This is a genomic window from Burkholderia sp. 567 (assembly GCF_040545115.1).
Lineage (GTDB): Bacteria > Pseudomonadota > Gammaproteobacteria > Burkholderiales > Burkholderiaceae > Burkholderia > Burkholderia ambifaria.
Genome location: NZ_JBEPLG010000006.1, coordinates 472652 through 495917 on the forward strand (window position 1 = coordinate 472652; position 23266 = coordinate 495917).

General features: G+C 69.2%; 9 protein-coding genes. 5 read left to right on the forward strand and 4 right to left on the reverse strand.

The window, feature by feature from the left end; translation table 11 throughout:
• Nucleotides 1–192 precede the first annotated feature (192 nt).
• A complete protein-coding gene (locus ABIC50_RS20255) occupies nucleotides 193–1743 on the reverse strand; it encodes a diguanylate cyclase domain-containing protein (RefSeq protein ID WP_354166466.1) in 1551 nt (516 codons plus the stop codon).
• Between the two features lie 370 nt (nucleotides 1744–2113).
• On the opposite strand from ABIC50_RS20255, the gene ABIC50_RS20260 reads away from it, so the two are divergent.
• From ABIC50_RS20260 to ABIC50_RS20270, 3 genes are read left to right on the forward strand one after another with little or no spacing between them, the layout of a single operon-like run.
• On the forward strand, nucleotides 2114–4990 hold the full coding sequence (locus ABIC50_RS20260) for a xanthine dehydrogenase family protein molybdopterin-binding subunit (RefSeq protein WP_354166468.1): 2877 nt from the start codon (nucleotides 2114–2116) through the stop codon (nucleotides 4988–4990).
• On the forward strand, nucleotides 4987–5691 hold the full coding sequence (locus tag ABIC50_RS20265) for a (2Fe-2S)-binding protein (protein ID WP_354166470.1): 705 nt from the start codon (nucleotides 4987–4989) through the stop codon (nucleotides 5689–5691). Before ABIC50_RS20260 ends, ABIC50_RS20265 begins: the two co-directional genes overlap by 4 nt.
• Entirely contained in the window at nucleotides 5688–6950 is a 1263-nt protein-coding gene (locus ABIC50_RS20270) for a cytochrome c (protein WP_354166473.1), read from the forward strand. The genes ABIC50_RS20265 and ABIC50_RS20270 overlap by 4 nt, the downstream gene beginning before the upstream one ends.
• Nucleotides 6951–7042: 92 nt before the next feature.
• On the opposite strand, the gene ABIC50_RS20275 is transcribed toward ABIC50_RS20270, so the two are convergent.
• Nucleotides 7043–7228 carry a hypothetical protein gene (locus ABIC50_RS20275; protein ID WP_354166475.1) on the reverse strand — a complete coding sequence of 62 codons (186 nt, stop codon included), beginning with the start codon at nucleotides 7226–7228 and terminating at the stop codon, nucleotides 7043–7045.
• A gap of 216 nt (nucleotides 7229–7444) precedes the next feature.
• On the opposite strand from ABIC50_RS20275, the gene ABIC50_RS20280 reads away from it, so the two are divergent.
• Entirely contained in the window at nucleotides 7445–7924 is a 480-nt protein-coding gene (locus tag ABIC50_RS20280) for a hypothetical protein (RefSeq protein ID WP_354166477.1), read from the forward strand.
• 185 nt (nucleotides 7925–8109) lie between these two features.
• Here ABIC50_RS20280 and pal read toward each other — a convergent pair whose 3' ends face one another.
• Nucleotides 8110–8601 carry a peptidoglycan-associated lipoprotein Pal gene (gene pal / locus ABIC50_RS20285; RefSeq protein ID WP_175733224.1) on the reverse strand — a complete coding sequence of 164 codons (492 nt, stop codon included), beginning with the start codon at nucleotides 8599–8601 and terminating at the stop codon, nucleotides 8110–8112.
• 350 nt (nucleotides 8602–8951) lie between these two features.
• Complete coding sequence (locus ABIC50_RS20290) at nucleotides 8952–10211, reverse strand: porin (protein WP_354166479.1); 1260 nt, start codon at nucleotides 10209–10211, stop codon at nucleotides 8952–8954.
• A 657-nt stretch (nucleotides 10212–10868) separates the two neighbouring features.
• Here ABIC50_RS20290 and ABIC50_RS20295 point away from each other — a divergent pair.
• Nucleotides 10869–23249: an LWXIA domain-containing protein gene (locus ABIC50_RS20295; RefSeq protein WP_354166481.1), complete on the forward strand. Its 12381-nt coding sequence runs from the start codon at nucleotides 10869–10871 to the stop codon at nucleotides 23247–23249.
• Nucleotides 23250–23266: the final 17 nt, after the last annotated feature.

Sequence of the window (23266 nt, forward strand, 5' to 3'; positions counted from 1 at the left end):
GCAGCGCACCGCCGCGATCGTGCGGGCTTCTGCGGCGAAGGGGGCGCGCGGCGCGGGCCGATGTTACGGAACACGTCACGTGACATGCCCGCGCCTGGCGAAACACACGCGCACATGGGCCGGCCCATGCAACGCGTTTCGGAAATGAATCGCTGGAATGAACGGAGATGCGGAGACCCGCGACGCGCTTGCTCAGTTCGCGGTCGCGGGCGCCACGCGGCGGCTTCCCGCCGAATAGAAGCGGTAGATCCCCTTGCCGCCCGACTTCGCGTCGTATAGCGCGCTGTCGGCCTGCCGGATCAGTTCGTCGGGCGAGCCGTGTCCGTCGTCGAGCGCGATGCCGATGCTGATTCCGAGGCTGACGGTCGCGCCGATCGACAGCGTGTACGGCGCCGAAATCTGCCGGATGATGCGCGCGGCGAGGATCGAGCACGCCTGCATCGTCGTGTCGTCGATCGCGACGACGAACTCGTCGCCGCCGATGCGAGCCGCCAGCTCGCCGGGCGGCAGCGTCTTGCCGAGCCGCTCGGCGACCTGCGTGAGCACTTCGTCGCCGGCCTGGTGGCCGAACCGGTCGTTGATCGCCTTGAAGCCGTCGAGGTCGAGATACATGACGGCGAGTGCGGGGTTCGGCATGCGCGGCCGGTGCGCGAGCCTGCGCCTGAGCTCCGCATGCAGTTCGTGGCGGTTCGGCAAGCCCGTCAGCGCGTCGTGGCGCGCAAGGTGGCGGATGTGCTGCTCGGCGCGGCGGCGCGTGGTGACGTCCTCGACGATGACCACCGCGTTGCCGTCCGGGACGCGATGGCGCGTCAGTTCGAGCTGGCGACCGTCGGCGAGCGCGATGTCGAGCGGCACGGGTTCGTCGCGGTTCAGCCACACCGCGCACTGCGCGGCGAGGCCCGTCTGGCCGGGATCGGTCTCCGCGTTCGCGCCGAGCGCCGCGATCACGTCGGGCAGCGGGGTGTCCAGCATGATCTCGCGCGGCGAGCCGAACAGCTGCGCGGTGCGGCGGTTCGCGACGATCACGCGGCTCTCGCCGTCGATCATGCAGAGGCCGTGCGGCATGTAGGTGAGTGCGGCATCGAAGCGCGCGACGAGCTCGGCGTTGCGCTGGCGCGCGGCGATCAGCGCGACCAGCACGCGGTAATGGCGCTGCACGACCGTGCGCATCGCCGCGAGATAGATCACGAGCGGCGGCAGCAGCAGCCACGCATCGGGCCGGCGGGCCAGCAGCGCACCGACGCCGATCGGCAGCACGCCGAGCGTGACCTGCGTCATCGCGAGCCGCGGCAGCGCCGAATTGCGCGACGCGATCCCGCCGAACACGCCGCCCGCGACCATCACCGACAACGTGCCGAGCTCGGCATCGGACGCATCCACGCAGCCCATCACGCCGAGACCGAGCAACAAGCATGCGGCGAGCGACACGGGCGCATAGTGCCGCGCGAAGTATTCGGCGCGATCGTCGCCGGCGGCACGGCGTACCGCATACGCGCGTGCGATCGCGAGCCGCGCGGCGAGCAGGCCGACGTCGACGACGAGCCACACGAAACACCAGAGTTGTTGCAGACGGATCAGCGCGATCGCCGCGACGAACGCGCTGGCGACGCCGGACAGCGCCATCGGGCGCACGTCCTCGAACAGCGTGCCCAGCATCGACGGACGCAGTGCGGCCGTCACGCGGTGATTGCCGCTGGAGGGAGTGGCGAGAACGGCGTTCAGGAGGCGCGCCTTGACTGCCATGGCTCTTTTGACCTCGACACGATGCGACTCATCGCCGGGATGACCGGCGAGCCGGATGCGCACGACATTACCATGAAACACCGGCCGCGCGTGCCGTGCGGCGGGCGTCGGCGGGTAGTCGTAAACCACGCTTGCGGGCGCGTTGCGAATTCGGCGGCGCGCGGGCAGGTGTCGTTGCCGACGGGACGATGTCCGGCGACCGCCGCGACCGCGCGCCGCAGCCCGCCCGAATCTCGTTATAAGAAATTCAATAAGTAATTCATGCGAGAAATACTATAGGCGATATATCGAAAACAATGCCAGAATGCGCGCCGCTCCGAACGCCGCGACACCCGATCGCCGTACGAGCCGCATCAGGAGGTTCCCCCACATGCACAACCACGGCCTGTCACGGCGGGGTTTTTTGAAAGCCAGCGTGCTGGCGGGCGTCGCGGTCTACGTCGCGCCCATCGGCAGCCGCGCGTTCGCGGCGCTCTTCGAAGAAAAACTCCTCACCCCGGTCAAATGGGATAGCGTCACCGGCATCCCCCAATTCCGCATCGACGGCATCGCGAAGGTCACGGGCTCGAAAGTGTTCGCCCGCGACGTGCGCGCGGCCGACATGCCGCACTGGCCGCAGCAGCAGTCGCACGCGCTGATCCTGCGCGTCACGCAAGCCGATCGTCTCTACGAAGGCTTCGACCTGTCGCCGCTCGGCGACGAACTGAAGCCGGACCGCGTCGTCACCGCCGATGATCTCGCGCGCGACGGCGTCGCGTTCCCGGCGTTCTACGGCGACGACATGCTATTGCCGGCCGGCAAGACGCCCGCGTATCTCGGCCATGCGGTCGCGATCCTCATCTACCACGACTTCGCGCGCTTTCGCTTCGCGAAGAACGCGCTCAAATTCCGCGACGACGTGATCCGCTACGGCGCGGTCACGGGCCCGCTCGAGCGCGATCCGTGGGGCACGTTCCGCTACGTGCGGGTGGGCGGCAAGACGGCCTACGACGACGATGTCTACTCGAGCCTGAAGGACGCGCCGATCTTCCCGAGCATGATGCGCAAGCACCTGCCGGTCTGGCCGGACGGCAAGGAACACGGCAAGCTCGACGAGCAGGGGATGTTCCTGGCCGGCCAGATCGCCGCCGAACTCGATCGTCCGCCGGCCGACTGGCTCGTGTTCGAGCGCGAGTACAACACGCAGTCGGTCGATACCGCCGCGCTCGAACCCGACAACGCGAACTGCTGGTACGACGCGGCGACGCAGTCGATGCACCTCGTCGTGCCGACCCAGTCGCCGCTCGAAGTGGCGGAGAACGCGGCCGCGATGGTCGCGAAATGCCGCTTCCCGGTGAAGAAGCTGTTCGTGCATCCGTGCTACACGGTCGGCTACGGCTCGAAGGATCACTGCAACGTGCCGTTCTACGGCCTCGTCTGCGCGCTGTACGCGGACGGCCGGCCGGTGCGGTTCGCGAACGACCGCTACGAGCAGTTCCAGACGTCGCTGAAGCGTCACGCGTTCACGATGCATTACCGGATCGCGGTCGATCGCAAAACGGGCCTCCTGCAGTCGTTCAAGGGCGACTTCGAGGCGAACGGCGGCGGGCGCTCGAACTTCTCGCCGTCGGTCGCGATGGTCGGCGCGACGGCCGCGCAATCGATCTACTACTTCCCGAAGAGCGACCTCGCGGCGGTCGCGATCGCGTCGCGCGCCATCGACGCCGGCTCGGCCCGCGGCTACGGCACGCTGCAGAGCATGGCCGCGACCGAGATGGCCGTCGACGAAATCGCCGCGCAATTGAACCTCGACCCGATCGATTTCCGCCTGCGCAACGCGTTGCGCTCGGGGATGAAGAACACCCAGGGCGCGATTCCCGCCGGCGCGCTGCGCGTCGAGGAAGTGCTGGAACGCGCGAAGCAGCATCCGCTGTGGACGCGTCGTGCAGCGCGCAAGGCCGAATTCGAGGCCGCGAACCCCGGCAAGCGCTATGGCGTCGGCTTCGCGTGCGTGCAGAAGGATTTCGGCACGGGCGCCGAGGCATCGTTCGCGAAGGTCGAATTCGACGAGAACGGCAAGGTGTCGCTGCATCACACGGCCGCCGAGATCGGCACCGGGATGTCGACGTCGCAGGCCGTCGCGGTCGCGAAGTGGCTCGGCCGCCCGGCGACCGACGTGCGCGTCGCGCTGACCGAATGGCCGGACCTGCCGATCGAGACCAGCGGCGATCCGTATCTGATGTCGCAGGCCGACCAGGATCGCTTGAGCGCGAATCCACGCTGGTCGCCGAGCTATGCGTCGCCGTCGAGCGCGACGAACTCCGCGTACTACTTCACGCACAGCACGCGCGAAGCCGCGGGCGCGGTGTTCCGCTACGGGCTGTGGCCGGCCGCGATGTCGATCTGGACGCGCGGCCTCGGCGGCGGCCAGGCCGCGCCGTACACGATCCGCATCGAGGACGCGCGCTGGGTCGACGGCAAGCTGACCGCCGACGGCCTCGAGCCGCTGACTTTCGAGCAACTCGCGAAGCAGGCGCATGCGCTCGGCCTGCCGACCGGCGCCGTCGTGCACGTGTTCAACCGCTGGCAGTGGACCGACGCCGAGTTCGAAGTGGGCGGCATGGTCGATCGTCTGCCGGTCGACGGATTGTCGTTGCGCGTCGGCGCGCCGAAAACGGGCGACGCCGGCCCGCTGCCGGGCACCGCCGCGCCGGCCGGCGCAACCGCGATGCGCGGCACGCTGGCGCCGACCGCGAACGGCTACCGCGTGCTGGACCGCAAGCGCGTGTTCATTCCGCCGACGAGCCGCAATAACGCGGCCGTCACGTACTACACGGCGGTCGGCACGCTCGTCGAGCTGGCCGTGCACGAAGCGACCGGCAAGGTCGAGCTGCTCACGCATCACTCGATCATGGAGTGCGGCAACCAGATCTCGCCGCAGCTCGTGTCGGGCCAGTTGCAGGGCGGCCTCGCGATGGGCATCGGCCATGCGCTGCACGAGTCGCTGCCGCTTTACGAGGACGGCCCCGGCAACGGCACGTGGAACTTCAACCGTTATCAGCTGCCGCGCGCGACCGATGTCGCCGTGTGGTCGCAGACGGGCGACATCCTGCCGCCGCTGTCCGAGACCGATCCGCCGAAGGGCGTCGCCGAAGTGGTGATGATCCCCGTCGTCGGCGCGATCGTGAACGGCATCGCGCACGCGATCGGCCATCGTTTCACCGATTTGCCGGTGACCCCGCAAAAGATTCAGGAGGTGCTCGCATGACGACCGCCCTAACCGCGGCTTCGGCCGCGAGCGCCAGCGCGGCTGCGGCTGCTGCGACCGCTGCATCCGCGCCGAACGCGGCCTCGGCCGCGCCGGCATCCGCATCCGCCGCGTCCGCTGCCGCGCCGGCCGCCGTCGAGCGTCCGCTCGTCCGGTTCCAGCAGAAACCGCTGTCGGTGAACATCAACGGCAAGTCCGTCGGCCCGATGCAGGTGCCGGAAGGGCTGATGATGATCGAGTTCCTGCACGAGTACGCGGGCCTCACCGGTTCGCGGCTCGGCTGCGGGCAGGGCGTCTGCCACGCGTGCGTCGTGATCGTCGACCAGCCGGACGGCACGAGCGAGGAGATGCGCACCTGCATCACCGGCGCGCATTTCTTCCACGGCCGTTCGATCCGCACGATCGAGGGTCACGCGAAGCGCAACGACGCGGGCGAGGTGGTGGAGCTGTCGCCGATCCAGCAGAAGTTCCTCGAGCACTTCAGCTTCCAGTGCGGCTACTGCACGCCGGGCTTCGTCAATGCGGCGACGGTGCTGATCGAGCGCCTGAAGCGCGAGCCGATCGCGAAGGCCGACGTCGAGCGCACGATCACCGACGCGCTGAACGCGCATCTGTGCCGCTGCACGGGTTACGTGCGCTACTACGAAGCCGTGAAGGACGTGATCCTCACGACGCCGGGACTGGTGAAGGACGCCGCATGAAACGCACATTCGCTCATCGTGCCGTGCGGGCCGCACGCCTGCCCGCACTCGCGGCCGTCTGCGCGCTGCTGCTCGCCGCCTGCGGCGGCCATGACGCGCCGGTCTCGAGCGCGGCTTCCGGCGCGCCCGGCGCCGACCAAGTTGCGCGCGGCCGCTATCTCGTCAAGGCCGCGGACTGCGCCGCGTGCCACACCGCGAAGGACGGCGCGCCGTTCGCCGGCGGTGCGCCGCTCGAATCGCCGTTCGGCACGTTCTACGGCTCGAACATCACGCCCGACAAGGATCACGGGATCGGCAGCTGGAGCGCGGACGACTTCTACGCCGCGCTGCACGACGGCAAGGCGCCGGGCAAGCGGCTGTATCCGTCGATGCCGTACACGTCATACCGGCAGCTCACGCGCGCCGATAGCGACGCGATGTACGCGTACCTGAAGACGGTCAGGCCGGTCGCGCAGGAAAACCGCGCGCACGCACTCAAGTTCCCGTACAACCTGCGCTTCGGCATGGTGTTCTGGGACATGGTGTTCCTGAAGGACAGCCTGCCCGACGCGTCGAGCGGCCGGTCCGCCGACTGGCAGCGTGGCCGCTACCTGGCGGGCGCGCTCGGCCACTGCGCGGAATGCCACACGCCGCGCGCGTTCACCGGTCAGCTCGACGACGCGAAGCCGTTCGCGGGCGCCGCGCTCGGCCGGGTGGCCGCGCCGGACATCACGCCGGCCGGCCTCGCCGCGCGCGGCTGGACGGGCGCCGACCTGCAGACGTTCTTCGGTGTCGGCATCGCGCCGCAAGGCTCGGCATTCGGCGAAATGTATCCGGTCGTGCATCTGAGCACGCAGACCATGACGAAGGACGACCTGCGCGCGCTGTCCGTGTACCTGCTCGGCGATACGCCGCCGGCGCCGCAGCCGGTGAAGCCGGTGTCGGCCGACGCCGCGCAGCTCGCGGCCGGCCGCTCGGTGTATCTCGCGGTGTGCGCGGGTTGTCACGGCTTGAACGGCGAAGGCAAGCCGCACGTGGCGGTGCCGATGAACGGCAATTCGACGCTGCGTCAGGGTGACTCGCGCAACCTGCTGGTCGCGATGCTCGACGGCATCGACGAGCAGAAGTTCGCCGGCTTCGAAAACCTGCAGCCGATGCCGGGTTTCGCGCATACGCTGAGCGACGACGAACTCGCGCAGCTCGCGAACTACCTGCGCGCGACGTGGGGCGGCCAGCCCGCGAACGTCACGCCGGCCGACGTGAAGGCCATGCGTCAGTAAGTCGTGCGGCGCAGCGGGGCGCCGCGCACGAGGCGGCCGGTTTCCGGTTGCGCTCGCGCGCGACGCTCCGCCCGTACCTGTTCGGCGGCGCTTCAGTAGCCGCCACCACCTCCGCCACCGCCACCTCCGCCACCTCCGCCGCCTCCGCTGCCGCCCGCACCGCCATACCGGCTCATGCCGGCTCCTTGCGATACGCCGCCGCCCGACGACGTACATCCCGCCGACAGCACCAGCATCAGCGCCGCGAGCAGTGCCGCGGCCAGTCTTGCCGATTTCATTTCACTCTCCTTGCACCGCGCAGGCCGCGCGGCCGCGCGGTTCGCATGAACCGGCGCCGCGCGAAGACGAAACGTTTCCGGCGCGCGGTTTATTCCATGCTTTTTGCGGATCGGCGCGGATCGGCGTGCGTCGCCTGCCGGTGCCGGATCGGCTGCCCGGCACGGCGGCTTGGTACACTCCGGCTCGCCGCCATTCCGATTCTCACGACAAAAACCATGAGCGCCACTCGCGAGCATCCGCCGCGCAAATCATCGAGCCCGTCCAATCCGGTCGTGTTCGGCTGTCTGGCATTTACCTTCGGCGCGCCGCTGGTCGCGGCGCTCGTGTGGCCAAGCGTGATGCTGGTTGCGTGGTCCGTGATCAACGGCCCGCACTGGGAGACGCTCACACTCTGCGCGGGCATGGTGCTGTTGATCTTGGGCGCGTCGTTCTTCCTGGGCTATTTCCTGCCGGCGACGCTCGCGGGCGGCATCATGGGCGCGATCGGCACGCGCATCCGGCGGCGCTGGTTCGTGCTGCTGGGCACGATCGTCGGCACCGGTCTGATGGTCGGCTATGTGCTGCTGCAGTCCTATCTGCTGAACGACGGCGAAATCGGCGGGATCAACGGGATCGCGATACTCGATTCGATTTTGACGTCGGCCGTGATGTCGCACTGGCTGCATCGACGGCTCGAACGCGCGCATTTGAGTTGAAGCGGTGCGCCAATGGGCGCGGTGCGTTCGACTGGCGACGGCCGGGACAATGGCGCGCATGAACCAGACGAACCGAGGTCGCACGGCAACGCGCAGCCGGGGCGCGCGGTGCGCCCCGGCGACTCGCCGCATGAAAGGCCAGGGGTGATGGGTGGCCGCGATGCCGCCGTCGCGGCGGCATCCGGTCAACGATAGACGAGATCGGCGCGGCGGTTCTGCGCCCACGAATCTTCGTCGTGGCCGAGCGCGACCGGCTTTTCCTTGCCGAGGCTGACCGCTTCGAGTTGCGTCGCCTGAACACCCAGCGTTTCGAGCGCGCTCATCACCGCTTGCGACCGGCGCTGACCGAGCGCGAGGTTGTATTCGGACGTGCCGCGCTCGTCGGTGTTGCCCTGGATCAGCACGCGGCGTGACGGGTGGTTGCGCAGGTAGTCGGCGTGCGACTGCAGCAGCGACTGGAATTCCGGCTTCACCGAGTACTGGTCGAAATCGAAATAGACGCTGCGCTTGGCGAGCGGGCTGTTCGGATTGTTCAGATCGTCGGTCGTCACCGTCGCGACCGCTTCGCTCGAGGGCGTCGGCGCCGTGCCGGCATTCTCGGGCGTTTTCGCCGCGTGGTGACAACCCGCCAGCAGGGCGAAAGCTGCCAGGACCGCAAACCGGTTCGTTTTGTTCATGGTGCGTCTCCTGCGGTTGACTGCGAGGAAAGCGTCGTGCGTGCCAAGCGGCAACGTCACGAATCCGACCGGGACGGCACGAAAAGTGCTGGCTCCCGTGCGCAATACGACGCGCTTTCGTAAGCCGGCGATGTGTCAAATGAAAGATTGTCTCGGCCGGAACGCCGAATTCACGGCGCCGCTGCAACTAGATTAGGAAAAATGTCACAGCGTGACCAGTTTCTCCGTCTATTTCACGCAACAACGCCGCAGGACGCATTCTGCTTGCGCGAGCGCTGCAAGTGCCGCGGGATCGGCTGCCAAACGTGATGCGCGATTTCGGTGCGCGCGCATCGAGCTTGGCCCGATCGTCAGAATTTGTGCCGCAACCCGAGCGCGACCACCAGCTGGTTGCTGTTGGCGGACGGCGTCATCGTCCAGACCGTCGCGTTGAACGCAGGGTTGCCGTTGCCGCCGCTCACGCTTTGATAGACGGCTTCGAGATACGCGTCCGTGCGGGGCGAGAACGCATAGCCGGCCTGCGTGACCACGTGGTTCCATTTCGGGCGCGTCTGGCCGGTGCGCGTGTCGAACCGGCCCATCGTGTACGTGTACGCGGCGGACAGACTGAACGCCGGCGTGACGAAGAAGCGGCCGTCGACCGTGAAATTGTCGAAGACCAGCGATTCGCCCTTCAGCGGCGTGATGCCGCCGCCCTGGAGCACGCCGCTCACGCCGTCGGTGGCCGAGTGCGACCACGCGGCGCCGACCGAATGCAGGCCGAACGCATAGCGGCCGGCCATGGCCCAGATCTGCTGGTTGCCGCCGGTGATCGTCGCCGAGCCGTCGACCGTGCTCAGCGCGCCGTCCGGGTTCGGCGCGTTGCGGTCGCGGCTGATCTTCAGGTAACCGGCGCCGAGCTTCAGCGGTCCGTTCGCATAGCCGAGCCCCGCGCTCCACACGGCGTTGTTCGAGAACGCGCCGGCCGTGTTCGAGAACCCGTACAGCGCGCCGAACGTCAGCCCGCGATACGTCGCGCTCGTGTACTTCACCGCGTGGTTGATGCGCAGATTGCGGTTCGAGTCGTCATTGTCGTACGGATGCACCGCGAGATTGCCGCCCCAGCCGGGGCCCGACGCGCCGAGCGGCGTCACGAAATCGAGGATCGGGTCGTACTGCCGGCCGAACGTGAGCGTGCCGGCCGTGCGCGAGCTCACGCCGACCCATGCCTGACGGCCGAACATGTCGACGCCTTTCTGCGACAGCTTGCCGTTCGTGCCGGAGAAGCCGTTTTCGAGCGCGAAGACCGCCGCCGTCCCGCCACCGAGATCCTCGCGGCCGCGCAGCCCCCAGCGCGATGCGTTCAATGCGCCGCTCGTCAGCGCGACACTGCCGCTGCCCGGCGAACCGGCGCCTTGCGTACGCTGATTGGTGGCATACGTGATCGACGTGTCGATCAGGCCGTACAGCGTGACGCTGCTCTGCGCGTGCGCGATGCACGGAATCAAGCCGGCGATGCAGGCAGCAATCGCGGTCGCTGGGAGTGCGACGGTGCGGTGGTGGCCGCGGCGGACGCCATGCGACGCGGCGGCGCGCGCGCGGGCACGCTGGCCGATTTGGTAGGAATACATAGGAGTTTTTATCGTTGGTCTCCGGCCCGATCGCCGGTGGGTCGCGCCGGCGCGCGGGCCGACGGATCGAGCGGCCATTATTGGAGATCGTGCGACCGTCGATTAAGGCGCTGCACAGGAAAGGTCCTCTGCGAGATCGAATGGAATCGCGACGTCGCGGCGCGGCCGGGTTGCGGCCAGCGCACGGGTCACAGGCGCGAATGCGTGTGCGTGTTAGCGACGAGCAAGCGGCAGCGCGGCGTCGGCGCCGCCGTGCCGATACGCGGCACGAACCGCGATCGCCCGCGCTTCGAGCGCGTCCGCGGAGAGCGCAGGCCGTAACCGGACGGCCACGCGCGGCAGCGACGCAAGCTGGTTGCGCAGGCAAACGATCGCGTCGCGGCATCGCGCGGATCATGGGTTACCGGTGGAACGCAGTATGTATTTATGACGCACGCCGACACAACCGGCAAATTTTTCCGCCGACGGCAATCATCGACCAAGCGGCGGCCATGCACCAGCGCGTTCGTAGCAAGCGTCTCCCCGCGCCGCCGCAACCGCCCCGGCGACTACGTAATGCGCGACTTTTTCACCCGCGAGCGTTCGGCACAATGGACCATTGCGCGTGGCTTGCCTGCCGCTGTGCCGGCCCGTCACGCATGCCGCGGGAGAACGGACATGGTGTTGATGGCAGTGGGCGGGGGCGGGCCGGTCAGCGTGCCGCAGCCGCCGAATGACGACGATCCGGCGCCGAAGAACGGGACCGGCGGCGCCCCGCCGGCCCAGACGGCGGAACAGCAGGCCCTCGCGGCCGCGCAGGCCGAGACGCAGCGCCTGCTCCAGCTCGCCCAGGCCGAGATGGCGGCGCTCAAGCGCCTGCACGACCAGGGCGCGTCCCAGGCCGATCTCGACAAGCAGGTGAAGAAGGCCGAAACCGCATGGGGCGCGGTGCAGGCGGCCGTCGAGAACCAGATGCGCGTCGCGGCCGAGGGCGGCGGCGACAAGGACAAGGCGATCGCCGGCGTGGCCTCGGATCTGCGCAATGCATCGCCGAAGGATCCCGTGCTCGGCTCGGTGCTCGACGACGCGCAGAAGGCGGTGTCGGCCGAATCGGCGCCCGAGCGGGCGACCAACGTGAAGGCGTTCCAGTTCGCGATGGCGTGGCAGAAGGAACAGGACGCGAACGCCGACGTGCAGCGGTACAACGCGTTGCCGGGCGGCATCCGGCGCGCGGATCCCGACATCGGCGCGCAACTGCGCGAGACCGCCAGCACCGCCGACACGAACGCGAACAACGCGTACACCGCGCTCACCACCTCGTTGCGCCACGAATACAGCACGTCGGCCGCGACACTGCGACTGGACAACGCGAAGGCCGATTACGCGGCGTGGCAGAAGGAGCCGGGCGGGCTGCGCCGCGCCGACGAGGCCGACATCACGCGCGAGCTGTCGCAGGCGCAGAACCAGTACGACAAGGTCGTGACGGGCGGCGACGACACCGCGCTGACCTACGTGACGGCCGACGAGCAGAAGCAGGTCGTCGCGTCGGTGAAGCAGAATCACGACGGCATGTGGTACACCGGCCTCGTCGACGCGCTCGGCGAGCAGAGCCAGCTCAAGCGCACGATTGCGACGATCAATCCCGACGATCCGTCGCTGTCGCCGCAGATGAAGCAGCTCGCGCAATCCGATCCGGTCACGTTCGCGCTGCTGCAGGACACCGGTGTGAGCGTCGATCCGAACGACCCGAAGCTGTCGACGCAGGAGAAGGCGCTCGCGCAGCAGAATCCGCTCGCGGAAGCGTTCGTGAAGATGACGGGTATCAAGGTCAACACGGACGGGCTGAGCGATGCGGAGGCGAAGGCGCTGAACGCGAAGATCGACCAGGCGGGCGGCGTGTTCGCGTATGCGATGGCGCAGGCTCAGGCGCAGAAGAACAATCCCGGTTATCAGAAGGTCCAGACGTTGCTCGCGGCGGCGCCCGAGGTGCGGCTCCAGTACACGCAGCAGCAGGTCACGCAACTGATGCAGGGCCCGGATAGCAATCCCGGCGCGGCGCTTCAGGTGCTGAAGACCAACATGAACGCGTCGTTCTCGCTGGACGAGCGCCAGACGCTGTGGACGCAGGCCGGCCAGCCGCATTTCAACGCGAGCTTCATCCACTCGCAGATCGATCCGCTGATGCAGAAGCCCGATTCGCAGGCGACGGATCAGGCGAGCATGCAGGCGCGTGCCGACGGCAGGATGAATGCCGACAAGGCCGGCAAGTGGATGCAGGACATCCTCGCCAATGCGCCGCCCGAATTCGCGGGCGTCGTGCTCGACACGGTCAAGAAGGATTTCGGCAACAAGTGGACGCAGTCGAACACGGGCACGCCGCAGCCCTACGGCGACGGCATCGAGTTCTACAAGGGGCTCAGCACGGCGGTCGGGCTCGCCGACCAGCAGCCGACCGAGAGCGGCGTGCCCGTGCAGCGCGAGGACGACGTCGCGAACTGGCTGCTCGACGACAAGGGCAACGCGAAGACGCTGATCTACACGCTGCGCGGCAGCGATACCGGCTACGGGTTCGACGGCGTGCGCCAGGCGCTGTCGTCGGGTGTCGATCCGGCGTTGTCGAAGTCGCTGCTGTCGAAGATGCAGAACGACGACCGGTTCCGCTCGGGTTTCGCGAACGACTTCCAGCTGCGTTACGACCAGGGCATCAAGAATGCCCAGAGCAAGCAGCAGAAGGAAACCGCCAACGCCAGCTACAAGCTGTTCCAGGCCGATCCTGACAAGCAGCTGAAGGCGTATTTCGACGACTTCCAGAAGAACTTCGGCGACAAGTCCTACACGTTCACGACCGGCTCCGACCAGATGACGAACTTCGTCGGCGCGGGGCTCGGGCTGCAGCCGGACGACCCCGGCGCCGTGCCGACCGACCGGAACGATGTGCCGTCGATGGCGCAGCTCGAGCAGCTGATCGTGAGCAACGGCCAGCTCCCGAACGGTACGGCCGTCAACAGCCGCTCGCTGTACGCGCAGAACTCGGCGACGACGCAGATGATCCAGGCCGTCGTCGACCAGATCCGCAAGGTCGGCGGCGATCATGCCGTGGTGTCGCTGGTGCCGATCTACTACGTGTCGAAGGGAACGGGTACCGCGCCGAGCGCACTGTTCAAGGTGCAGGTCGAAGGCCATCCGGACCAGTACAAGCTGATCGACGATCGCGGCTGGAAGTACGACACCGTCGACGACTACCAGCACAACAACGCGCTGTCGGACGACGGCAAGCTCTACGTGCCGAAGAGCCTGACGACCGATGGGGCGACCGGCGGTTACTCGCAGTACGAATCGATCGACGCGCACAAGACGGAGTGGTATCAGCACCTCGAACACTACGTCGAGATGGGCACCGGCATTCTCGCGGCGGCCGGTGGCGCCGTGCTGGTCGCGAGCGGCATCGGCGCGCCGGTCGGCGGCCTGCTGCTCGGCGCCGCGTGGACGGCGGTCGGTGCGGGCATGGCCGTCGGCGTGCCGGCCGCGATCGCCGACCTGAAGAACCTGAGCGATCACGGCCAGTCGACCAGCTTCGGCAACGCACAGGCGCGCGGCGACTGGATCAGCCTGATCGGCAGCGGCGCGGGTATCGCGGGCGGCGGGCTCGGCATCGCGGCGAAGTCGCTCGCGGAGGCCTCGTCGCTGCTGCGTACGACGGGACAGGTGTCGGATCTGCTCACGGTGGCTTCACGCGGCGAGGGCGTGACGGCCGACGTGGCCGGTCTCGGCCGCTTCGCGCAGGAAGCCGACGCGTTCCAGTCGCTCGCGCAGACGACGGGCCGCACGTCCGGCGTGCTCAACGTGTCGGGCGGCGTGGTCGGCGGCTACCAGATGCTCGACCAGGGTGCGTCGCTGGTGAAGAACTGGGACGCATTGTCCGAATCCGACCGCGCGCAGCAACTGCTGAACCTCGGCATCGGCGTCGCGCAGATGGGGCTCGGCTCGCACACGCTGATGGAGCGGCCGATCCGCGCGATCACGAAAACGCCCGCGCCGCCGACGATGCCGCGGCCGGTCGCGTTCGACGTCGCGAACGCGATGTTCGCCAACGGGCTGGCGAACCAGCGTCTCGCGGTCGGTGAGGTCGGCAACCCGTGGCAGCACGCGGAGGACCAGGCGCACACTTTCGGCGAACCGGCCGACGACGGCGGCACGGTCGCGCCGGCCGACAAGGGGTTGCGCGCGCGCTTCTCCGACTGGCTGCGCGCGCGCCGTACGCAGGGCACGCCGGACGACGACGCGATCACGTTGCGGCTCGCGCCCGACGGTGAACCGATCGACGGCGCGGCGACGCCGGCCGTCGCCGACGCACTGGCGGGCGAGGGAGCGTCGCCGACGGCCAAGGCCGGCGTGCCGGCCAACGGCGCACACCCCGCGTCGTGGGAGATTCCCGCGCGTATCGCGGCCGATCGCGCGATGCTGAGCGAAGTGCTCGTGCGGATCCTCCAGAGCGGCAATCGGCTGGAGGACGTCGAGTACTACGTGTATGCGCTGGAGGACGCCGAAGGCAACGTGCGCAACCCCGAGGAGGACGGGCTGCCCGCAACCAAAAAGGGCAACCTGCTCGACGACATGAACGCGGCGAAGGCGGACGGGCGGCGCGCGAAGGCGGCCGACGACGCCGCGGCGCGCGCGGCCGCCGCGCCGGACGAGGACGGCACGATCGGCGTGACGCGCTACACGACGTACCACGACGCGCTGATGGTCGGCGCCGACGGCGTCGCGGGTGGCCGCTACCGGATCGCGCTGGTCGATCAGCGCGCGCTCGCCGCGGACGGCACGGTGCCGCCCGAAGCGGTCGTCGGCCATGTCGGGCTGACCGACGCCGGCGATGCGTTCATGCTGTCGATGAACGATGCGTACGACCGCACGCTGCGCGTCGTGTACCCGCGCGGCTTCGATCCGCAGAAGCCGCTGATCCGCAGCGAGGACGGCCGGCGCGTCGACGTGATCAACGCGCCGTTCGGCATGAGCGAAACGCAGTGGGCCGCCTATCCGCGCCGCGAGGCCGACCTCGCGATCTATTCGAACAACGCGGGCCAGCCGGAGAACCGGCTGCCGCCGGGCGAGCGGCCGTTGATGCCGGTGCCGCCCGGTTACTTCGCCGTGTACGCGCACGCGTGGGCCGATGCATTCGCGAGCGCGACCGGCAAGGCGATGAGTGTGGAAGACATGGCCGAAATGGTGCGCCAGAGCGGCTGGGACGGCAAATCGCCGGTGATCCTCTATGCGTGCGGCGCCGGCTCGCGCGTGAGTCCGCTTGCGCAATTGCTCGCGAACGTGCTGGGCGTCGACGTGTACGGCGCAAGCGGCTTCGTCGCATGGCGTTCGCCGCGCTATCGCACCGACGGCAGTCCCGATTCCGGTTATACGAGCGGCATCCTGATCGAGCCCGGTGCGCCCGATCGGGACGGCGTGCCGGACCATTCGGTCAGCAGCGGACCGCGCACCTACCGGTTCTCGCCGGCGCTGGCGGTCATCGACCAGGGCGCGCATCCGGTCAACTGGAGCGGTGTCGCGCCGCGCCCGGTGTCGAATCAGTGGGGTGGCAGCGCCACCGCGGGCGACGTGCGGGTGCCGCTCGGCGTGTACGTGTGGCGCATGTTGACGAAACGCGGGTCGATCATCAATCCGCGCAGCGGCCGGTCCGCCAGCGCGCTCGAGATGACGCACGCGCTGGAGGATCTGGCGTGGAAGGGCTATACGCCGGGCACGCCGATCGCGCTGGATGGGCCGCGCAGCGGCGCCAACCCCGAGTTGCTGCAGGAGTTCGCGGACCTGATCCAGGCGCCGGTATTCGGCCGGCTGGGCGACGACGATACGGCCGGATGGTGGCGTGCGCTGCCCAACCCGAACCGCCGGCTCGCGCGCTTCCAGATCGAACCCGACGTGAACGGCAAGTTCTCGCCGGGCCGCGCGCAGCCGGTTCGCGTCAATCCGCTGGAACTGCGGCCCGTGCCGGGTTCGAGTGTCGTGAACCTGCTCGGCCACGCGAGCGCGCGGCAGTTCCTGAAGGTGTCGGGTTTCGATATCGTCGAATCGCACGGCACGAAGCCGAGCGACGTCAGCTGGGACAGCTCGATCGCCATCATGAATGGCAAGACGATCGCGCCGAAGGAGTTCGCGCGCAGGATGCTGGAGGATCCGGCCTATACGGAAGGCAACGGCGTGCTGCTGACCGGCTGCTATCTCGCTTCCGGCGGTTATTCGTTTGCGCAGGAGCTCGCGTATGAACTGCAGGCGCCGGTGATCGCGTCGATCTCGTCCAACTCGGTGCGCGGCACCGGTGCGCTTGAACTCTATCCGCTCGACGACGATATCGGCGTGCCGGCGCACGATCCCGACGTCGCGACGCGGCTCTATCTGCATGTGCCCGAGGCGCCCGACGCCAGCGACCCGCCGACGGTGTTCGCGCAGCGCGGCGGACCGCCGTCGCGCCCGCTCGCGCATGACGATGCGCCGGTCGAGCCGGTGCGTCCGATCGACACGCAGATCGATCCGAACGCGGACAGCGGGCGGCGCGGCGCCGGTGCGGCGCCGGGCGATGCCGGCCGGCGGGGCGTGACGCCCGGCGAGCCCGCGCATCCGCGGCTCGCGCCCGAGCCGGACGCGAGCGAACCGCCGGTCTACCAGCCGACCCCGCTCGTGGAGATCGAGCCGGGGCAGATCTTCACGGCGGACGAATGGGCCGCGCGCACCGAGCAGCTCGCCGAAGCCGAGGCCGACGATGGCCTGTCCGGGAAAACCGAGAAAATCTATCCGCCGACCAGCCGCGTCTATACGGACCGGAAGATCGCCAACGGTGGCGTGGTCACGACGACGGTCCATGGCAAGTCGGTGCTGCAGCCCGGGTTCGACGACGTGACGGGCGTGGACGCGACGCAGCATCCCGAATTCCTGCGCCCGGCCGACACGCTGCTGATGCCGCCCGACGATCCGCTGCATCCGATCGGCGCGCGCGGGCTGATGTCGCCGCCCGGTCATCACGTGGTGTTCGGACACGGGATGTCGGCCGACACGATGCTCGGCCCGGAAGGCCGGCCGCTCACGCCGGACGAGGTGGCCGAGCGCGTCGCGCCACATCTCGAGCCGGGGCAGGACGTCACGCTGTATTCGTGCTTCGGCGGATCGAACAAGCACGATCCACTGCGCGTGGCGCCGGGCCAGGTGCGGGCCGCGAGCACGACGTTCGCGGCGGCGCTGGCCCAGCGTCTGTCCGAGCTCACAGGGCGGCCGATATCGGTCTGGGCGCCGCCGGACATCCTGCTCGTGGAACGCGACGGTTCCGCCACCGTGCGTGGAACGCGACTGACGGGCCAGGTCGACAGGGATCGTCTGCCGATGCAAAGCTTCCGCGGCGACCCGGCACGCGCGGGCCGCCCGGCGCTGCCGGCCGGGCCGCACGCGGAACCGGCGCCGACGACCACCCGCACCGCGTCGCGCCCGATCGCCGATCCGCCGCCGCGTCCCACGGTGCCGCGCGTCGCCGATCCGACGTTTGCCGATCCCGACTACGACTTCACCGCGATTCCGGACGACACGTTCGAATCGGTCACGCTCGACCATCCGTTCCGCACCGCGCTGGCCGACCGGCCGGCCGTGATCGGTGACGCCGCCCGCGTCACGCAACCCGGCGGCACCGTGAGCCAGCACTGGCCGAGCTATTTCCTCGACGGCCCCGAACCGAGCCGCGTGATCGACGACGTGATGCAGGCGTTCGACGCGGCCGGGCTGACCGACCTGCGCGTCGAATTCGTGACGCGCGACGGCAGCATCGAACTCGGCAGCGGTACGGATTTCGGCGCGCTCGATCCCGAGGCGGGCTGGTTCCGGTTCGGCGGGAAGGTGCCGGACGCACCGGCGGCGGCCGCCACACACGCGCCGGGCCGCGCGGATGCCGATGCGCCGCTCGCGTTGCCGGAAGGCGCGCGGACGGTCGCGCACGACGAACTCGGGCACGCACTCGATGCCGCGCAAACCGGGCCGCGCAATCACGCATACGTGCCGACCGACGCGTTGCCGGACGGCACCGCGTTCGCACAGGGCGACCTGACGCCGCAGGAGCGCGTCGCGGCCAGCGCCACCGCGAACCTGGCTGCCGTCGACGCAGCCGCACCGACCGACGTCGTGCTGCTGTCGGCGCTTGGACACGATCCGGCGAGCGCGCTGCGCATCACCACGCCCGACGGCGGCGAGCTGGTCAAGCCGGCCGGCGTCGACATGTATGTCGTGCGAACCCGAGATCCGGCGACCGGCGACGTGTCGTACCAACTTGCCGGCGTCGATCGTTCGGGCTTGCCGGAAGGCTATACGGCCGTGCATGCCGGCGGAACGCGTGCGGTCGGCGCGGTCGATGGCAGCCCGACCTGGCCGATGATCGGGCCGGCAGGGCCGGGCAGCCGTCTCGCGAGCGCCGCGGGCGACCCGTCCGGCTCGACGCCTGCCGCCGTGCCCGGGCGTTCGGCCGTGCCAGCCACACCGGAAAGTAGCGCCGTGGCCGACACGCCGCAGGCGCGTGCCGCGTCATGGCTCGACACGCTCGGCCGCCGCACGCTCACGCGCGTCGATGGCCGGCATGCGCCGACGCTGGACGGGCTCGCTCGTCAGCTCGGCCCCAACGCGCATGTGCTGATCACGTCGCATGCCGAGCCGCCCGCCGGGAGTGACGAACATCCGGCACCGACATTCGTCGCGGTGCTCGAGACCGATGCAAACGGCGCACTCGGCCCGGTGCGGATGCTGAACGGCAAACGCGTACCGCACGCGCTGAACAAGGCGCTGGAGCACGCCGGCAGCGGCGGCAGACGCGCACGCGGCAAGTACGATTTCTACGTATCGCCGGTCGCGCACGACGAACTCGTGCAGTTCGGCGGCCCGTCGAAGATCGAGACGCCGGACGGCAAGACGTCGTGGCCGGTGACGACGTCGGGCCATCCCGTCGAGCAGACGCTCGCCGCCGACGTGTCGAAGCTGCAGGACGCGCCCGTCTTCAAGCGGCCGCGCCAGGCCGTGCGCGCGGTGTCCGGCGAGCAACGCTGGATTCACGTGGTCGACGACGAGACGGGCAAGGTGCTCGGCCATGCGGAACTCAACACGAACCACGAGTGGAAGTACTTCGAGAAGGCGTCGGTCGGCGATACCGAGATTCCCGAGCAGAATTTGCGCACGGTGTTCCGACGTCGCCGCCGGGGCGGCATTCCGGTCGGCCGGTCGCCGCGCCGCGGCATCCGCTTCGTCGTCAGCGACGTGACGCCGGCGACCGTCGAGCGCATCGGGGGATTCCGGCCGGCGAAGGAGGCACCCGCCGTCGAGAAGAAGCCGTTCCGCTCGGCCGGCGACCTGTTCCAGTCGATCGTGCCGGTGCGCCGGCCGCTCTCGCGCGCGGAAGAGGGTGACGACGCGAACGCCGCGAACGCCACGCCGCTGCCGCCGGTCGATCCGCACCTGTTGCCGTCGGACAAGTCCGCGCTCAACGCGGTCGACTTCAGCGGCAACAGCGTGTCGCACCTGCTGAGCGCGATCCGCAACGGCGCGCTCGACGGCGGCCGCCACGTGATCTACGTGTTCAGGACCGACGGGGCGGTGGCCGAGGCGCTCGGCGACCCGCTCGGCGTGATCGCCGAGCGCAACGGCGAGATGCGCTGGTTCGACAAGGTCCCGCAGGTCAACAACCTGCACCATCGGGGCGTGCCGCTCGACGAAATGCCAATCGGCAACGACCGCTTCGGAACGGACGTGCATTTCCTGCTCACGCAACTGTCGCCGCGCGAGTTCCTGAACAGCGCGCGGCCGACCCGCGTCGCCGCGCTCGAAGCGCGCGCGCAGGCGCTGCACGATCAATGGAAGGATGCGGAAGCGCGCAGCCTGAACTCGGCGCCGTTCCGCGCGCTCGCGGCCCGCACGCGGCACGGCTACAACGAGGTGCTCGGCGACCTGCGGCGCTTGCGGCGCAACGGCGCCGCGCCCGCGCCGCTGTCGATCGAACCGTATCAGCCGGGCTTGTCGTCGGCCACCGTCGTCCAGTTCGGCCTGCGCAACGGCGCGGCGAAGCCCGAGCAGTATTTCGCGACGCACGAGCAGATCGAGGCGTACAACACGCAAGCGCAGCGGCCGGGCAACGTGAACCTCGTGCTGAAGGGCGAGCCGCAGGCCGTGATGGTCGACGTGGGCATGTGGCGCACGCTGCTCAACAAGCTGTATGTCGCGCGCGACGTGTCGACGTCGGCGTCGCGCTTCCTGCCGGTGCCGGGCAAGCTGCGCGCGCACACGCGCAACCTGGGCGCGGCGACCGTCGCCGACAAGCGGATCCGGCAGATCTTCACGCGCTCGGACGACGCGTTGCAGGACCGCATGGTGCCGATGGCGCGCTCGTTCTCGCTGAGCGACGATCCGGCGCTGATGGGCGCGCTCGTCGAGCGGTACGGCGGCGTGATGCCGGTCGCCACGCTTGTGGTCGATCCGCATTCGCTCGCCGCGGTACTCGGCAAGGCGCACGATCCCGACTTCCTGCGCGCGGTGCGTGCGCTCGGCGACCAGAAGAACGCGGTGTTCGACGGTGCGAACGGGATGATCCATCCCGCGCGCGACTCGGACGGCACGGCGCTCGCGCTCGACGATCTCGCGCATCTGCATCGCTGGCTCGACGAGGCCGCGCGCACCGGCTTCGCGATCCGGCTCGAGACCGCGCCGTCGCGCGCGCTCGTGTCCGGCGCCGACTACCGGTTCCAGTCGGGCACCAACGACACGTATCACGACTACGTGCGGGTCATGAGCGCGCTCGAAAGCTGGTCGAACGCGCACCCGGATACGACGGCGCCGAACGTGATGGTCACGTTCCACGGCTGGGACGCGGTGCCGGAATCGGTGCCGGGCGGCGGCCACGAGAAGTTGCTGCGCGCGGTGCTCGAGCGCAAGGGGCTCGAATGGGTGCACATGGGGCTGTCGTACGGCACGCACGGCGCCGACTTCGTCGGCAACCAGGATCTCACCGGCGCGCTCGCGAAGCTGATCGTCGAAAACCGCAACCGGCCCGACATCATCAATCGCCTGCATGGCGCCGACGCGCTCACGCGCGTGTTCGAGCGCGTCGACCGGCAGACGCTCGCGAACCAGCATCAGCTGCTGTTCGCGGAAGTCGAGCGGATCGGCATCGCGGACGGGATGACGCCTGCCGAGGTGGCCGCGCTGCGCCAGAAGATCTATGAAGGCAACACGACCGTGTGGCTGAACCAGGCGCGCAAGGCGACGATCGAGCATGCGACGAGGCTGTGGGAGGCCGACGGCAACGCGCCGCGCACCAGGACGGACAAGGGCGCACGCACGTTCGGCGCGCGCTGGCTGGACGCGTACGGCGGCAACGTGCCCGACCGCGTGACGACCGGCACGCGGCCGTCCGCCGCCGACCCGCGCGAACATTGGGACGCGGTCGTGCGCGATCCGGTGCTGATCAACGACGGCACCAAGCCGATCGGTGCGAGCCGCCGTGAAGCGGCCCAGCTCGGGAAGATCGACATTCCCGATGACAAACGCGCGCAGGCAGAACTGCATGCGCTGAGGGTGCACGACGAACCGATCGGCGAGAACACACCGCCGCCTTCGGCACGGCGGATCGCCGGCGACATCAGCGCGGCCACGTTGACCGGCGGCGCCGGCGCGGGCGTCCTCGTCTGGGCCGGGCGAGAGTCGGTGCGCACCGCGACGAATTCGCTGTATGCGGGGCTGCGGGTCGGCCGGGTGTTCCAGGCGCTGCATCACGGCGCGGTGGCCAGCCTGAAGAACGGCGATCCGCGCGTGTTCGACCGCGTCGTCGACCGGCTCGTGCGCGGGCTGCAGGCGCAACTGAAGGCGAACGGCTTCGACGTGACCGCGCGCGGCACGCAGCTCGAGCAGATCGCGCACGAAGGCAAGGCGATGGCCGCGCAGCTTCGCGCACTGAACAACGACGGGATGCTGTCGTTCGACGACACCGTCGCGCATACGAAGGCGATCGCCGCCGACATGCTCGCGCAGATGCAGGGCGTGGTCGGCGGGACGTCGCTGAAGCTGCTGCACCACGGCAGCCCGCGGCATTCGATTGGGCGGATCGGTCGCGTGCTGGCGCTCGGCGGCTACGGTGGCTCGATCATGATGAATGCGAGCCGGGCGATCTGGCACGGCGACCTGCTCGCCGGCGGACAGGCGATCGGCGGCGCGTTCAGCGCCGTCTATACCGGCATCGTCTACAAGGGCAGCGTGCGCGGCGTGAACGCCGAGAACCGCAGTCAACTCGCGCGGATCGCGAGCGCGACCGGCGACTACCTGACGTCGGCGGTCAGTATCGCAACCGGGGCCCACACCGCGCTGACCGGGGATCCGATGACCGGCTCCCTGATCGCGACGTCCGGCGCGCTGCTCGGCGCCGGGCGGCTGCATTCGCATTTCCCGAATGCGACGCCGTGGATGGAGCGCTTGCCGACCGGCATCGCGCTGGCGCCGGTGGCAATCTTCGGGATCATGCAGGGGATCAACCTATACACGTCGGCGACCGCGCCGGACGACAAGCACAAGCCGCCGGGTTCGTCGCCGCAACCGTCGGGTTCGAATGCGGGGACACCGGCGCCGGGTGCATCGTTCGCGCCGTCGCCGGGCGCGACGAGTGCGCCGGCGCAGCCGAGTGCGTCCGCGGCACCGTCGCCGTCGGCATCGGCATCGGCATCGCCATCGGCATCGGCGACTTCAACGGCCGGCGCGCAGCCGTCGAGTGCGCCATCGCAACCGACGCAGGCCCCGACGAACTCGCCGAGCCCGACGCCGACACCGCTGACGGTCAACGTGGTGGCCGGCGATTCGTTGTGGACGATCGCCGAACGTCACGAAGGATCGTTGCTTGCCGCGGCCCACGTGCCGGCCGACGAGCAGCAGCGGATGTCCGACGGTCAGCGGATCAACGTCGCGCTCAACGAGATCCTGCAGCTCAACCGGAACCTGGCGGGCAATCCGGGCGAGATCGCGCCGGGGCAGCAGGTCATTGTCGGGTGAGCCCAGCGCGGCGAAGG